15 protein-coding genes and 1 riboswitch are annotated in these 14,885 nt (G+C 67.5%); of the genes, 4 read left to right on the top strand and 11 right to left on the bottom strand.

The window, feature by feature from the left end; genetic code table 11:
- Positions 1-50: 50 nt before the first annotated feature.
- Positions 51-2,519, top strand: a complete 2,469-nt coding sequence (locus tag VIM12_RS12595) for a penicillin-binding protein 1A (protein ID WP_414691783.1) — start codon at positions 51-53, stop codon at positions 2,517-2,519.
- Positions 2,520-2,584: 65 nt separating this feature from the next.
- On the opposite strand, the gene VIM12_RS12600 is transcribed toward VIM12_RS12595, so the two are convergent.
- On the bottom strand, positions 2,585-2,992 hold the full coding sequence (locus tag VIM12_RS12600) for a hypothetical protein (protein ID WP_331941981.1): 408 nt from the start codon (positions 2,990-2,992) through the stop codon (positions 2,585-2,587).
- Between the two features lie 44 nt (positions 2,993-3,036).
- Complete coding sequence (gloA, locus tag VIM12_RS12605) at positions 3,037-3,573, bottom strand: lactoylglutathione lyase (RefSeq protein ID WP_331941982.1); 537 nt, start codon at positions 3,571-3,573, stop codon at positions 3,037-3,039.
- 177 nt (positions 3,574-3,750) lie between these two features.
- Positions 3,751-3,846: riboswitch (TPP riboswitch) on the top strand.
- Positions 3,847-3,887: 41 nt separating this feature from the next.
- On the opposite strand from gloA, the gene VIM12_RS12610 reads away from it, so the two are divergent.
- A complete protein-coding gene (locus tag VIM12_RS12610; protein ID WP_331941983.1) occupies positions 3,888-6,047 on the top strand; it encodes a TonB-dependent siderophore receptor in 2,160 nt (719 codons plus the stop codon).
- On the opposite strand, the gene VIM12_RS12615 is transcribed toward VIM12_RS12610, so the two are convergent.
- The 6 genes from VIM12_RS12615 to VIM12_RS12640 form a co-directional block, all read right to left on the bottom strand.
- A complete protein-coding gene (locus VIM12_RS12615; RefSeq protein ID WP_331941984.1) occupies positions 6,044-6,592 on the bottom strand; it encodes an ATP-binding protein in 549 nt (182 codons plus the stop codon). The two genes, VIM12_RS12610 and VIM12_RS12615, sit on opposite strands and share 4 nt — an antisense overlap.
- Positions 6,589-7,203, bottom strand: a complete 615-nt coding sequence (gene pnuC, locus VIM12_RS12620; protein ID WP_331941985.1) for a nicotinamide riboside transporter PnuC — start codon at positions 7,201-7,203, stop codon at positions 6,589-6,591. Before pnuC ends, VIM12_RS12615 begins: the two co-directional genes overlap by 4 nt.
- A 53-nt stretch (positions 7,204-7,256) precedes the next feature.
- Complete coding sequence (upp, locus tag VIM12_RS12625) at positions 7,257-7,907, bottom strand: uracil phosphoribosyltransferase (RefSeq protein ID WP_331941986.1); 651 nt, start codon at positions 7,905-7,907, stop codon at positions 7,257-7,259.
- A gap of 20 nt (positions 7,908-7,927) precedes the next feature.
- Positions 7,928-9,406: an NCS1 family nucleobase:cation symporter-1 gene (locus VIM12_RS12630; RefSeq protein ID WP_414691787.1), complete on the bottom strand. Its 1,479-nt coding sequence runs from the start codon at positions 9,404-9,406 to the stop codon at positions 7,928-7,930.
- Positions 9,407-9,604: 198 nt separating this feature from the next.
- Entirely contained in the window at positions 9,605-10,096 is a 492-nt protein-coding gene (locus VIM12_RS12635; RefSeq protein WP_331941988.1) for a hypothetical protein, read from the bottom strand.
- Positions 10,097-10,111: 15 nt separating this feature from the next.
- Complete coding sequence (locus VIM12_RS12640) at positions 10,112-10,504, bottom strand: hypothetical protein (RefSeq protein WP_331941989.1); 393 nt, start codon at positions 10,502-10,504, stop codon at positions 10,112-10,114.
- Positions 10,505-10,750: 246 nt separating this feature from the next.
- Here VIM12_RS12640 and VIM12_RS12645 point away from each other — a divergent pair, with 246 nt between their 5' ends.
- Positions 10,751-10,897, top strand: coding sequence for a hypothetical protein (locus VIM12_RS12645; RefSeq protein WP_331941990.1), 147 nt, complete (start codon positions 10,751-10,753; stop codon positions 10,895-10,897).
- A gap of 18 nt (positions 10,898-10,915) precedes the next feature.
- On the opposite strand, the gene VIM12_RS12650 is transcribed toward VIM12_RS12645, so the two are convergent.
- The 3 genes from VIM12_RS12650 to VIM12_RS12660 form a co-directional block, all read right to left on the bottom strand.
- Complete coding sequence (locus VIM12_RS12650) at positions 10,916-11,509, bottom strand: SAM-dependent methyltransferase (protein WP_331941991.1); 594 nt, start codon at positions 11,507-11,509, stop codon at positions 10,916-10,918.
- 14 nt (positions 11,510-11,523) lie between these two features.
- Entirely contained in the window at positions 11,524-12,924 is a 1,401-nt protein-coding gene (locus tag VIM12_RS12655) for an APC family permease (RefSeq protein ID WP_331941992.1), read from the bottom strand.
- Positions 12,925-13,088: 164 nt separating this feature from the next.
- Positions 13,089-14,339 (bottom strand): cytochrome P450, encoded by a 1,251-nt coding sequence (locus tag VIM12_RS12660; protein WP_331941993.1) that lies wholly within the window; start codon positions 14,337-14,339, stop codon positions 13,089-13,091.
- A gap of 157 nt (positions 14,340-14,496) precedes the next feature.
- Here VIM12_RS12660 and VIM12_RS12665 point away from each other — a divergent pair, with 157 nt between their 5' ends.
- Positions 14,497-14,883 (top strand): four-helix bundle copper-binding protein, encoded by a 387-nt coding sequence (locus VIM12_RS12665; protein WP_331941994.1) that lies wholly within the window; start codon positions 14,497-14,499, stop codon positions 14,881-14,883.
- The last annotated feature ends 2 nt before the right edge of the window (positions 14,884-14,885 follow it).

The following is a 14,885-nucleotide window of genomic DNA, read 5'->3' on the forward strand; positions in this document are numbered from 1 at the left end:
GCAGGGCGGTAACATCGGCGCTGCCCGTCACCTACCCACGCCACCCACGATTGAAGCTGCCAGCAAGCCTCACGCGATTCGCGACCCGGTGCGCCGCATGGCTGCGCACGGCCGCGCGCGCCATCGCCGCCCACTTTGCCGGCGCGCTGCGCAAGGACAGGCGTCCCGGCGCCAGGCTGCTTTCGGGCGTCAAGGGCCTGCTTGCCGTCGGCGCCGCTATCGCCACGCTGCTGCTGGCGTATGCGCTGGTGCTGATTCCGTTTACCCCGAGCATCGCCGACCTGCGCAAGGCGCGGTCGGAAACGCCGAGCGTGCTGATCTCCGCCGACGGCAAGCGGCTGGCGACGTACAACCGCCTCAACCGCGAATGGGTACCGCTGAGCCGCGTGTCCCCGCATGTGGTCAACGCACTGATCGCCACCGAGGATCACCGCTTCTACCAGCATGCCGGCATCGAGCCGCTGCGCATGCTGACCGGCGCCGCGCGCGCGCTCATCGGCGACCCCGAGGGCGGCTCCACCCTGACCCAGCAACTGGCGCGCAACATGTACCCGGAGCAGATCGGGCGGCAGCCGCTGCTCACCCGCAAGCTCAAGGAGATCATCACCGCGCTGAAGCTCGAGCACGCGTACAGCAAGCGCCAGATCCTCGAAAGCTACCTGAACACCGTGCCCTTCCTTTACAACGCCTTCGGCATCGAGATGGCAGCCCGCACCTATTTCGACAAGCCGGCCAACAAGCTCGACGTGCTGGAGAGCGCCACCCTGATCGGCATGCTCAAGGGCACCAGCTACTACAACCCGGTGCAGAATCCGGAACGCTCGGTACGGCGCCGCAACGTGGTGCTGTCGCAGATGGTCAAGCGCAATGTCCTCAGCCAGGCCAGCTTCGATGCGCTGAAGTCGCGCCCGCTGCGGCTGGACTTCGAGCGCCAGCCGGAGGCGCCCGGTCCGGCGCCGCATTTCGCGCAGCACCTGCGGCGCTGGCTGATCGACTGGGCCGATCGCAACGACTACAACATTCATTCCGACGGCCTGCTGGTCTACACGACCATCGACTCGCGCCTGCAGGCGGCGGCCAATCGGGCGGTGCAGCGCCAGATGGACGCCTTGCAGGCGGTGGCGGACGTCGAATGGTCGACCGCCTCCGGCCGGCTGCTGTCCACCGCCACCGACGCCTATGTCCGCCAGCGGCGCAATGCCGCGCCGTTTGCCCACTTCTGGAACGCGAACGCCGGCCTGCTCGACACCTTCGTCCGCGAGTCGGCCGCCTACCGTCGTGCGGTCGAGGGCGGCACGACGCCGGAGGAAGCGCTCGCACGGCTCAAGGCCGACACCGCGTTCATGGCCAGGCTGCGGGCCGACAAGACCCGGCTGCAGACCGGCTTCGTTGCCATCGATCCGGTCACCGCCGGCGTCAAGGCCTGGGTCGGCAGCCGGGACTTCGCGACCGACCAGTACGATCACGTCGGCCAGGCACGGCGACAGCCGGGATCCACCTTCAAGCCCTTCGTCTACGGCGCGGCGATCGAAGGCGGCATGTCCCCGCAACAACAATTTCTCGATGCGCCGATCGAAGTGCCGATGCCCGACGGCAGCGTCTGGCGGCCCACCGACATCACCCCGCCGACGGGCAAGCCGGTGAGCGCGCGTGACGGCCTCGTCTATTCGAAGAACAACATCACTGCCCGGGTGATGCAGGAAGCCGGCCCGCGCAAGGCGGCGGCGCTGGCGCGCGACATGGGCGTCAACGCCAGCAGGCTGGACGAGGTCCCGGCGCTTGCGCTCGGCACCAGTCCGGTCACGCCGTTTGAAATGGTGTCCGCCTATGCCACGCTGGCCAGCGGCGGCGAGTATCGCAAGCCGGTGCTGGTCACCCGCATCGCCGACAAGCACGGCAACGTGCTCGCCGAGTTCGACACCGACAGCCGCCGCGCACTGTCGCGCGGAACCGCCGAACAGCTGGTCGACATGCTGCGGGCGGCAGTCACCCAGGGAACCGGGACCGGCGTCCGAACCCGCTTCGGCATCCGCGCCGATGTCGCCGGCAAGACCGGCACCACCCAGGACAATACCGACGGCTGGTTCATCCTGATGCACCAGCGCCTGGTGGCCGGCGCCTGGGTCGGATTCAACGACACCCGGGTGACGATGCGCAGCAGCTACTGGGGCCAGGGCGCGCACAATGCGCTGCTGCCGGTCGGCGACTTCTTCCGCCAGGCCATCGATGCCCGGTTGATCGACCCCGGACTGCAGCTGCCGCGGCCCGCGGACTCGCTGCTCGACCGGGTGCTCGGCATCTTCGAGGAGTGGTTCGGCGGCGGATCACCGGGCAAGGCGCCGCCCGGCACGCCGGAGGAAGCGCCGGAGCCGTCGCAGGATGGCAGAGGCGGATCGATCCTGGATGCCATCGAACGGATGGTGCGCCAGGCGCGCGAGATCGAGCGCACCTACCAGGAATGGCGCCAGTGGGTGGAGGACGTCATCGACCGCCTGCAGCGCCTGCTGCCGGGCAGCTAGCGCCGGACCGACATTGTGTTGCTTTCACGGTCGCGGCGATCCGGCCGGTCCACGCGCCTTTACTGTCAGTCGTAAGCCAGGACCACGATAAAGAAGGCCAGGCTGTAGACAAGCAGCATCAGCCAGAAAACGATGGACGAGATCGCCGCCAGCCGGGCGGCGGGCGTGCCCCGGTGCTCGACAAGGTAGGCTTCCCAGCCGTCGTACCCCGCCTCCTGTTCCTTCGTCGCGAGATAGGTACGGATGCGCTTGAGCTGATAGAAGTAGGCGACGTAGCGCAGTGCTGCGGCAAGGGTGACCAGGAGGGGAAGCAGGGAACCGAAGAAGAGGAAATCCATACCGAATTTCTCCGTAAGCAGGAACGCGCAGATGCCGCCGACCGCCGCGACAGAGGCGAGCTCAATTCGTCGCATGTCGCTTTGAAGCTGCTGCACTTCGTCTGCCAGCTTGGTGTATTCCTGTTCGCGCATCATCGCCTCCAACACACGTGCAGCACAGACCGGCGCAGTACGATCGGTCAGGCGCCGAGACTGCCGGTACGCGCCGCCTCCACGATTTCGATCCAGTAGCCGTCCACATCCTTGATGAAGGCCACGTCCCGCATCTTGCCCTGCTCCGGCCGCTTCACATACGTCACCCGGTTGTCGTCGAACCAGCGGATCGCGGCATCCAGGTCCGGCACCGAGATGCAGATGTGGCCGAAACCCTGCGGTTGCGCATTGCCGTCATGGTAGCGGAAGGCAGGGTCGTCCTCGGTGCCCCAGTTGTGCGTCAGTTCGAGCACGCCGCGCTGGCTGAACACCCACTTGTTGCGCTCGGCGGGCGCCTCCGGCACTGCGCTTCCGGCGTCGAGATGGGCAAGGAAGTACAGTGAGAACTTCATCTCCGGAAAGTCGAGCTTGCGCAGCAGCCGCATGCCGAGCACACGGCTGTAGAAGTCGAGGGAGGCGGCCGGGTCCTTGACCCGCAGCATGGTGTGGTTGAACACGAAGCCGCGCGTCGCGGCGGGTGCCTCGGCGCAGACGCCGGGCTGGGTTTCGGTCGTGAAAGTCATGGTCGGGTCTCCTTTGGCGGCGCCAGTGCGCCTGGAACAAGAAACCGGCAAGGATAGCGAAAATCGCAACGTCCTTCCGGCAACCCGCGCGCGCCGGAGCGCGTGCATCGCCGGTGTCGCCGCTATCGCCGCTTGCGCGGCCATCCCCTTCGTCCCCTTCCGCTTCATGCTACGATGCGCGCACGCTAGGGGTCCCGGCAATCCGCCGGGTGAGAAAAACCCTCCGTACCTGATCTGGATCATGCCAGCGTAGGGAAGCGCGCCGATGGCCATGTCCGCTCTTCGACGGCTTCCCGCCCACGATTGAACGAACAATGATGCCCTGCCTCGCCACCCGCTTTTCCCTTCCCGTACTCTTTTCCGCCCTATCCGCCGCGCTGCCCGCCTGTGCCCTTGCGCAGCAGGCCGACACCACGCTGCCCGCCGTCACGGTGACCGCCGCGCCGCCAGGCGGCAGCGCTGCCACTGCAAGCGTCGGCGGCTTTTCCGAGGCGTCGGTGCTGCAGACGCCGGTGTCGGTCAGCGTCTATGCGCAGGAGCAGCTGCAGGAGCGCGGCGTGCGGCAGACCACCGACCTGGTGCGCCTCGACGCGAGCCTGAACGAAGCCTACAACGCGATCGGCTATGCCGAGCAGTTCTCGATCCGCGGCTTTGCGCTCGATAACGCGGCGAGCTACCGCAAGGACGGGCTGATCATCAGCTCGGATGCCTCCATCCCGCTGGAGAACAAGGAGCGCATCGAGGTGCTCAAGGGCCTGGCCGGGCTCCAGGCCGGCATCGCCACCCCCGGCGGCATCCTCAACTACGTCACCAAGCGCCCGACCGCGCAGCCGCTGCGCAGCGTGACGCTCGGCGCGAGCGAGCGCGGCACCCTGTATGGCGCGGTCGACCTCGGCGGGCGCAGCGACGACCGGCGCTTCGGGTATCGCATCAATGCCGCCGCCGAACGCCTGCGCTCCTATGTGCGGGGTGCGGACGGCGAGCGCCAGTTCGTCTCCGGCGCCTTCGACTGGCGGCTGACGCCGGACTCGCTGTTGCAGCTCGACCTCGACTACCAGCGCAAGTCGCAGCTCACGGTGCCGGGCTTCCAGCTGCTCGGCGGCACCGCATTGCCGGACGGGATCTCCGCGCGCACCATGCTCAACAACCAACCCTGGAGCCGCCCGACCGAGTCGCACAGCGCCAACGTCGGCGTGCGCTACGAGCACCAGCTCAATGCGTCCTGGACCGCCTCGCTGGCGTTCAACCGCAGCACCCTGCGCCGGGACGACTTCGCGGCATTTCCCTATGGCTGCGCGGCGGAAGGGCTGTTTCCCGGCTTCTGCGCCAGCGGCGACTACGACGTCTACGATTTCCAGAGCGAGAATGAATCGAAGCAGCTGCTGTCGGGACGGGCGCAACTGCAGGGCAGTTTCTCCACCGGCAGCATCGCGCATGCGCTGACCGCCGGCGTCGACCTGGTCCGCCGCCGCGACCGCTTCGGCGACTGCGTGTACGGCGCAGTCGACTGCTTCGGTTCGCTTGCCAACGGCACCAGCAACATCTACACGCCGGCGGAGGTTCCGCCTTCCGCCATCCGCACCGGCGATGTGCTCCTGCGCCGGCATGGCAGGGAGGCGTCGTTCTTCGTGCAGGACGTGCTCGGCCTGGCCCCGGCCTGGAAACTGCATGCCGGGGTACGACATACCCGCATCGACAGGCTGCAGCGATACCCGGAGCGCGCTCCGGACAACCGCTATGACAAGCGCTTCCTGCTGCCCAACCTGGCCCTGGTGTTCAGCCCGCGCGAGGACTTCGCGGTCTACGGCGCCTACGCGCACGGACTGGAACATGGCGGCATCGCGCCGCTGCTGACCAGCAACCAGGATGCGATCCTCGATCCCGCCCGCTCGCGGCAGGTGGAGATCGGAACGAAGGCGTCGCCGATGCCCGGATGGACGATCGCGGCGGCGCTGTTCCGCATCGAGAAGCCCCTCGAGTACACCGACAGCAGCTTCACCTGGGTGCGCAATGGCGAAGCGCGGCATGACGGCATCGAGCTCTCCGCCCAGGGCAGGCTCAATCGCCGGCTGACCCTCGGCCTCAGCGTTGCCGCCTTGCGCAGCCGCCAGCAGGGTACCGGCGAGCCGACGCTGGACGGCAAGCGGGTGACCAACGTGCCGGACTTCCGCTCGGTGGTGTCGCTCGACTACGCGGTCCCGGACATCGCCGGACTCGGGCTGAACGCAAGCTGGCTGTACTCGAGCAGCAAGTCCTTCACGCCGGACAATCCCGTCGACGTGCCGGGCTACCACCTGCTGTACCTCGGCGCGTCCTATGCGACGCGGGTCGCCGGCAGCAACGCCACCTTCCGGGTCGGGGTCGACAACGTGTTCGACCGGTTCTACTGGCGGGAAGCGTCGCAGGCGCTGGGCGGCTACGTGCTGCCCGGCGCGCCGCGCACCTTCAGGGTGACGGCGCAGTTCGACTTCTAGAGCACCGCGTCCACCTGCGCAAGGCGTTCGGCGAGGCTGCCTGTCACCAGCACCCAGGCCACGCCGAGTCCGTCGAGCGCCGCCACCACCTCGCGATGGATGCGCTGGCGCACCGCTTCGGATTCCCGCTGCAGCCCGTCAGGCTCCCATGGCGTATCCGGCGCGGTGACCAGGGTGACGGCATAGGCGCGCGTCCGGGCGAGCTGCTCGATGCGCGGATCCACCCTGCCCCAGTAATGCCGGCTGTACAGCGCGGTCATCAGCGGCGTGGTGTCGCAGAACAGCAACCGGTCGGCGCGGCCGGCCGCCGCATCCTCCCGCTTCGCCTGGGTGAAGGCGATGCGGACCTGTTCCTGTTCCCGCGGGGTACGGCCCATGGTCTCGACGAATTCACGCAGGTACTCCGGTACCCACAGCGTCCGGTGCCGCTCGGCCAGCGCCGCGGCGAGCGTGGACTTGCCGGTCGATTCGGCGCCGAGGACGGCGACGCGGCGCGGCGCGCCGGCGCCGGTCGCGGCGTTACCGCCGACGCCGCTGCCGCTCATGCTGGCAGGGCCTCGCGTTCCCCCGTCGCGGCGGCGTCGCGCCATGCCCGCAGGCCGACCAGTGCCAGCAGCACGAACAGGCCGTACAGGATCGCCGTGAGCATCAGGTTCTTGTACAGGTAGAGGCCGACATACAGCAGGTCGACGACGATCCAGACGTGCCAGTTCTCCAGCTTCTTGCGCGACAACAGCAGCTGGCCGACCAGGCTGCCGGAGGTCAGGAAACCGTCGATCCAGGGCACGTCGGTGTCGGTGAACGCGCGCAGGAACAGCGCGATCAGGAGGAAGCCGAGCAGCCAGCTGGCCATGGCCAGCGCGATCCCGCCGCTGCCGAGCCGCGTGACCCGCAGCCCGCGGTGTTCGGCGCCGCCGCGCAGCCACTGGTGCCAGCCCCAGGCGGATACCACGATGAACACGAACTGCAGGGCCATGTCGCCGTACAGCCGCGCGCCGAAGAACACCACCGCATAGGTGGCCGAGGACAGGATGGCGAACAGCCATGCCCAGTGCACCTGCCGGATGTCGAGAATGACCGTGGTGGCGGCGAGCAGGAAGGAAACCAGTTCCAGCGGCGTGGTCGTGAATCCGAACAGGGGAATGACGTCGTTCATTTGCGCGGGCAGGGGTTGCCGGCCATGCCTGCGGCAGGAGGCCGGCGTCCGGGCTACTTGGTGCCGAACAGGCGGTCGCCGGCGTCGCCAAGGCCGGGAACGATGTAGGCGTGCTCGTTGAGATGGGAATCGAGCGAAGCGACGTAGACCTGGACGCCCGGATGCGCGTCCTGGAACACCTGCACGCCCTCCGGCGCCGCGACCAGCGCGACGAAGATGATGTGCTCGTCGGGCACCCCGCGCTTCTTCAGCACGTCGACCGCGTGCACCGCGGAATTCCCGGTCGCCAGCATCGGGTCGCACAGGATGAAGACGCGCTCGGCCACCTCCGGCAGCCGCACCAGGTACTCGACCGGCCGGTGCGTGTCCGGATCGCGGTAGACGCCGATATGGCCGACGCGGGCCGACGGCACCAGTTCAAGCAGCCCGTCGCTCATGCCGATGCCGGCCCGCAGCACCGGCACCACCACCAGCTTCTTGCCGGCGATGACCGGGGCGTCGATGGTCTCCAGCGGCGTCTCGATGCGCACGTTCACCAGCGGCAGGTTGCGGGTGATCTCGTAGCCCATCAGCAGCGTGATTTCGCGCAGCAGTTCGCGGAAAGTCCGTGTCGACGTGTCCTTGTCGCGCATGTGCGTCAGCTTGTGCTGGATCAGCGGATGGTTGAGGATGGACAGCTTCGGGAAGCGGGGGTCGTGTTTCATCAGTATTCCGATCGGTATAGTCAGGCCTTGCGCGGCATCAGCAGGTAGTAGACGACAGCGGAAATCGCGAGGCCGACGAACCAGGCATAGGTATAGAGTACTTCGAACACGGGCGCCACGCTGCCGACGAAGCCGGCGGCCTTGAAGAAACCCGGCAGGTTCGGCAGCACGCCCAGCACGAGCGCAATCACCGCCCGCAGGTTCCAGCCGTTGGCGTAGCCGTATTCACCGTCGGCGCGGAACAGCGCGTCGTGGTTCAGTTCGGTCTTCCGGATCAGGAAGTAATCGACCAGCATGATGCCGGCGATCGGGCCGAGCAGGCCGCCGTAGCCGATCAGCCAGGTGAAGATATAGCCCTGCGTGGTCTCGAGTATCTTCCACGGGAACATCGCCAGGCCGATGCCCGCGGTGATGTAGCCGCCGACCTTGAACGAGATCCGGCGCGGTGCGAGGTTGGAGAAGTCGTAGGCGGGCGACACCACATTGGCGGCGAGATTGGTGGTGATGGTGGCGATGATCAGGGCGATCAGCGCGATCACGACCGAGATGCCGCCCATCTTGCCGGTGAGCGCCACCGGGTCCCAGATCGCCTCGCCGTAGATGACGACGGTCGAGGAGGTCACCACGACGGCGACCAGCGACAGCAGCCCCATCGGCACCGGCAGGCCGATCGCCTGCCCCACGATCTGGTCGCGCTGGCTGCGGGCGAAACGGGTGAAGTCGGGAATATTCAGCGCCAGCGTCGCCCAGTAGCCGACCATCGCGGTGAGCGACGGCCAGAACACGGACCAGAACTGCCCGGCCTTCTTGCCGCCCTCGGCGAACTGGGAAGGCGCGGACAGCATCGGGCCGAAGCCGCCTGCGTTGGCGTAGGCCCACCACACCAGCGCCAGCGACGACAGCAGCAGCAGCGGCGCGGCGGCGGTCTCCATCCAGCGGATCGACTCGGTGCCCTTTGCGATGAAATAGATGTGCAGTGCCCAGAACAGCAGGAAGCAGACCAGTTGCCCGGCGTTGATGCCGAGGCCAGGCAGGGGATTGCCTTGCAGCGCGTTGCCGGTCAGGACGTTGAGAATGGTGTAGATCGCCTGCCCCCCGAGCCATGTCTGGATGCCGAACCAGCCGCAGGCGACGATGGCGCGCAGGATCGCCGGCAACTGGGCCCCGCGCACGCCGAACGCCGCGCGCGCCAGCACCGGATACGGTATGCCGTGCTTCGCGCCGGCGTGCCCCACCAGTACCATCGGCACCAGCACCACCACGTTGCCGAGAAAGACCGTGAGCACCGCCTGCCACCAGTTCATGCCCTCGCTCATCAGGCCGGAGGCCAGCATGTAGGCAGGCACCGAGACAACCATCGAAACCCACAATGCCGCGTAGTGCGTCGCGGTCCAGGTGCGCTGGGCGTCCGTGCTCGGCGCAAGATCCTCGTTCCAGAGCGGGTTGTCGATATTTTTGTGTGCGGCCATGGCGCCCCCTGTGTTGTCGATGGCCGACATATTAATGGTTTTCATGCCAGCAATGAGGGGGAAATGAGGAGGAAATTTGTGCCGCCGATCGGCCGTCTCCGCCGACGCGATGCGCGCCACAGCTTTCTGATCGGCAGCACCGGTATTCGCGAGCGAAATAGTGCGAACCTGTCAATCCGGCGCAGTCTAAAAGCTTACTTCTGCAGTGCTGAAGAAGCATCCCATCCCCTAGCAAGGAGCGAGCATGAAGAAATTGCCTACCGCCCTCTTTATTTCGCTGTTGGGCGCAGCGTCCCTCTCCCATGGACAGACCACCACCACAACGACCAACGATCCGGCCACTTCAGGCGCTTCCGGCACCAGCGTGACCACTACCACGACCGTGCAGCCCGGCGCGGGCTCCTCCGCCACCGGGGGCTCGGGCAGCAGCGGCAGCTCGGGCACATCGAGTACCGGAGGCGCCGGCGGCGCAAGCATGGGCGCCAATCCGGGGACCTCGGGCGCCGGCGGCACCAGCCTGAGCGGGCCGACCGGCACCTCGGACATGAGCGGGACGTCGGGCAGTTCGGGCAGTTCGGGCAGTTCGGGCAGTTCGGGCAGCTCCGGGTTGAGCGGCGGCGCGGGCGCGACGGGAAGCACCGGGAGCGCCGGCACGAGCGGCACCGGCAGCAGCGGCACCTCGGGCGCGACGGGAACGACCGGCAGCTCGGACCTCAGCACCCCTCCCGCGCCCAACTACGGCACCTCGGGTTCCTCGGGTTCCTCGGGCACGAGCGGCTCGACCGGCACCTCGGGCAGCAGTTCGGGAATGAGCGGAACGACCGGCTCCGGCACGACAGGCAGCTCGGGCATGAGCGGCACGACCGGCTCGGGGTCCTCGGGCACGTCGGGCACGTCCGGTAGCGGCATGTCCGGCAGTAGTGGCAGCAGCACCGCGACGCCACCGCTGACCACGCCGCCCGGCTCCTCGTCAGGCACCGGCAGCACCGGCACTGGCACCAGCCAATAGCAATCCTGCCGCTGGAAGTGCCCTCCCCCGGCACTTCCAGCGTCTGCCCCCGCGAATTCTTCCCGATGCCATCGCACTCCGTCCTTGCCGCCGGCAGCAGGGATGGCAGCAAGTGCCACCGCCTCCGGCAGGAACGCAGGCTGCGTTTCACCAGATGCGGCCCGGCTGCATGCAGGGTTCGTCCTTCGTCGACTTCGACGCGCAAGAAGCAACGCGTTTCACGTCAGGTACTTGTCGGGCATCGGTGACGGGCAGGCGCCGCAGACGCGCATGCGCCTGCAGCGGATATCGACGTGCGAGCCAATCCGTCGTCATCGCGCATCGAACATATCGCACGGGCGATCAACGCGGACTCAGGCGCTGCAATGGATCTGGTGATCGTGCGTCCCGGCGCCGACGGCATGCCATGCATCGAACCCGGTCCGGTCGCCGGCGCGAACAAGGTCGTCATCGTCAACAGGGGCAGGCACTACGAAGCGGCCATCTATCGTCCCGCCAAGGCGGCGGGCTGACCGCCGGCCGCTGTCCTCTCAGGCCTTCCCCGTCTTCTTGTGCGCCGGCGTGATCGTCCACGCGTACAGGGTCTTGCCGCCGATCTGCACCGTCTGCTCCGGCGGCCACTCCGGTCCCATGTCAAAGTCGTGCGATACCACGCGCGTGCCGACTTTCAGCTGCCGCCACAACTGCGGCCGCAACTTGCGGTTGACATCGGGCAGCAGGTACAGGGTGACCACCGTCGCCGGCGAGAAATCCGCTTCGAACAGGTTGCCGACCTTGAACTCGACCCGGTCCTCGACGCCTGCCTTCTTGGCGTTTTCCTTGGCCTCGGCAATCCGGACCGGGTTGATGTCGATGCCGGTGCCGCGCGCGCCACGCTCCTTGGCGGCAGTTACCACGATGCGCCCGTCGCCGCAGCCGAGGTCGAACAGCACGTCGTTCTTGCCCACCTTGCCGAGGTCGAGCATGCGGTCGACGATCTCCTGCGGCGTCGGCACATAGGGCACGTCCAGCTTCGGCGGCGCCGCGGCTGCCTGGGCGAAGACGCCGCGCACGTGAAGCGCGGACATGGCGGCGGCAATGCCGGCGGAGAATACGAGGGTGCGACGGCGGGCTTGCGGTTTCATCGGCGCTTCTCCTTTTAGCGGGATTCACAGGACATCATCTGCAGCTTGCTTCGTTGCTCGCTCCTGCGTATCAGCGCCAGCAGCAGCAGGCCGGCCGCCAGCACCGCGACGCCGATCCAGGCCGCATTGAGGCCGCCGAGCGACTGGCTGTAGACATACGAAAGGCTGGACCAGAGCATGTAGGCGCAGGTCGCACAGAACAGCAGCGGCAACACCGGAAACAACGGCACCTTGAACGGACGCGGGAGCGACGGCTCCCGCCGGCGCAGTACGAACAGGGAAACCCCCGTCAGCAGGAAGAACAGCCAGAAGACGGGCGCGGTGAACTCGACCATCGCCTTGAACCCGCTGCCGGCGGCGGCGCCCAACAGCACCAGCAGCAACGCCGCTGCCGACTGTATCAGCATGGCGTTGGCCGGGGTGCCGCGAACGCCGTCCCAGCGGCCGAGCCGTTCCAGCAGCGGCCAGTCGCGCCCCATCGCATAGCCGGTGCGTGCGCCGACGATCATGGTCGCGTTGATCGAGGTCAGCGCCGAGACGGCGACGAGCAGGGAAATCGTCCTTTCGCCGATGCTGCCGAAGGCGGCGCCCATCACGTCGGCGGCAAGGGCTTCCGACGATGCCATGCGCTGCATGCCGAGCGTCTTCCAGTAGGCCCAGGCCACCAGCAGATAGAGCACCGTGATGATCAGGATGGACAGTGTCAGCGCCCTGACCATGTTGCGCTTGCCGTCCTTGACCTCGGCGCTGATGTACGCGGCCTCGTTCCAACCGCCGTAGGTGAGCAGCACGAACACCATTGCCAGTCCGAAGGAGCCGGGCAGGCCGCCGGTCGCGGCGGCACCGGGCGCAGGTGCCGCCGCGGGGGCGTCGATGAAGAAGGCGGCGGCGGCCACGATGAGCATCAGCCCGGCCACTTCGGCCAGCGTCAGCCACGACTGGGCAATCGACCCGGTGCGGATGCCGTGCAGGTTCAGCAGCGACAGCACCACGATCACGGCGCAGGCGTAGACGACGGCGCCGGCGGCCGGCGGCAGGAAGCCGAGCGGCAGCACCTGCTGCATGTAGTCGCCGAAGACGAATGCAAGCAGCGCGATGGAACCGGTGGTGATGACCGCGAAGCGGGCCCACCCGAAAAGAAACGCGACCGACCGGCCGAACGCGCGTTGCAGGAAGTGATAGTCGCCGCCCGCATGCGAGTACGCGGTCGTGAGCTCCGCGTAGCAGAGCGCGCCCACCAGGGAAATGAGGCCGCCGAGCGCCCAGGCGGCGAACATCCACTCGGCGCTGCCGCTCATGCCGGCCACCATCGCGGGGGACTTGAAGATGCCGGCGCCGATCACGACGCCGACGATGACGGCGATCGCCTCCCGCAAGCCCAGCGTCGCGCGCGGCGCGCTCTCGCCTTTGGGCAATGCAAGTCCTTCCGGTTCTGTCACGCGCATGGCAATGAGGATGAGTAAGGGATGTGCGCCGGCATGCGAACCCGCCGGACTTGCGTCAGCGTCGTGTAGAGGCGCGCCCCGCTGGCGAGGTTCCTCCGGGCAGGCACGGTTTAGAGGTGGATCAAGGCACCCGGCTAGTGCAGGCGGATGGCATTCCGAACGACAAGCCCGCTCTCCGGCAGCGCAGGCATGCGCGCCAGGTCGACCCGCAGCCGCTGCACCGGCACTTCGTAGGCGACCTCGGTCAGCAACAGCCGCACCGCATCCTTCACCAATGCGATCGTCAGCCACTCCCCCGGGCAACGGTGATCATGAAAGAAATCGCCTCCGCCCTGCGGCACCAGGGTGTGGGCATTGCCCTTCCAGCCGGCGAAGCGGTCGGGATTGAAGACGAACGGGTCGTTCCAGAGGCGGCCGTCGTGATTGGTGCCGTACAGGTCGAGCAGCACCCAGGCGCCGGGCTCGAACAGCATGCCGCGCCACTCGAACGCCTCCTGCACCACGCCGCCGACGGCGGGAAAGAACGGATAGTAGCGGCGCACTTCCTGCACGAACATTTCCAGGTAAGCCTCGTTCCCTTCCATGAGGCGGGCGCGGCAGGCCGGAAAGGCATGCAATGCCAGCGCGGAAAAGGTGATGTAGCGCGCCACCGCGACGGTCGGGCGCAGCAGATTGAGCAGTTCGACCGCGGCTACCTTTCCATCCAGCAGGTGCCCGTCGCTGGCGCGGTGCAGGGCGATCACGCGCGCCGGGCTGCCCTCGGGAACCGCAACGCTGCCATTGCGGATGCCGTCGACCAGGCGCCTCGCCCAGCGCTCGGTGCGGGCACGCAAGCGCATGCCGCGCCAGTTGCGGGGGCCGACCGCGCCGGCGCCATCGATCATGGCGGAAAATTCCGCGGTCCTGCGCCTTGCCTCCTGCTCGGCCAGCGGCAATCCGGCCCACCTGCATGCCGCGCGGCAAAGCACGGTCTCCGCCTCTTCCTGCATCACCGCATGCGGCAGGTTTTCCCAAGCGGCAAAGCGCACGCGCCATTCAGCCGCCGCCAGCGCGGTGATGCGCTGCAGGCTGCCCGTGTCCATCAGCGACATGAACATCTGCTTGCGGTTGCGGTGCTCCCGTCCTTCCTGCAGCTGCACGCTGCCGAGATCCTGCAGCAGCGCAAGGGCAGTCGGCGGCATCGCATGGCGGCGGGTGAAGCGGCCGGGATGGTAGAACATGCGCGACGCGTCCTCACCCATCGCGCAGACGGCCCGCCGCAGCATCAGCCGGGTTTCGAAGGCATCGGTCTCGAACCGCTCGCAGCGTCGCGATATGTAGCGATAGCCTTCGGAGAGCAGGGACAGGGTGGCATCGGCGGTGCGTTCGCGGGGGAGGGCTGGCATGGAAACGTGTCATGTGACCGGAAGTAGGGGCGCCGTTGCATCAACGATGCCAGCCCCTGGAACGATTGTTGCAAACCGGTCACTGCGGCCCCGACTGCCGCCCCGCGCGCACTGACGACACCGGACCGCGCGACCTTTTTTCGCAAAGGAGTAAATAATGCAGTCGATCTCGCCTGACATGCAGCACTGTATCGACGACTGCCTGCACTGCTACCGCACTTGCCTGCAGGAGTCCATGAACCATTGCCTTGAAGCAGGCGGTCGCCACGTCGAGCCGGCCCACTTCCGCCTGATGACCAACTGCGCCGAAATCTGCCGCACCGCCGCCTCCTTCATGCTCAGCAACTCGCCCGTACACGCCGTCGTGTGCGCCGCCTGCGCGGAGGTCTGCAAGGCCTGCGCGGACAGTTGCGAGCAAATCGGCGAGATGGACGAGTGCGTCCGCGCCTGCCACGCGTGCATGCAGAGTTGCGCGAGCATGGCGCAGGGCGCCGGCCAGGGCTTCACGCAGCCGACCCCGCTTCAGGACCGCTTGCCAATGTAAGA

The sequence above is a fragment of the Noviherbaspirillum sp. genome, assembly GCF_036563305.1.
Taxonomy (GTDB): Bacteria; Pseudomonadota; Gammaproteobacteria; order Burkholderiales; family Burkholderiaceae_D; genus Noviherbaspirillum.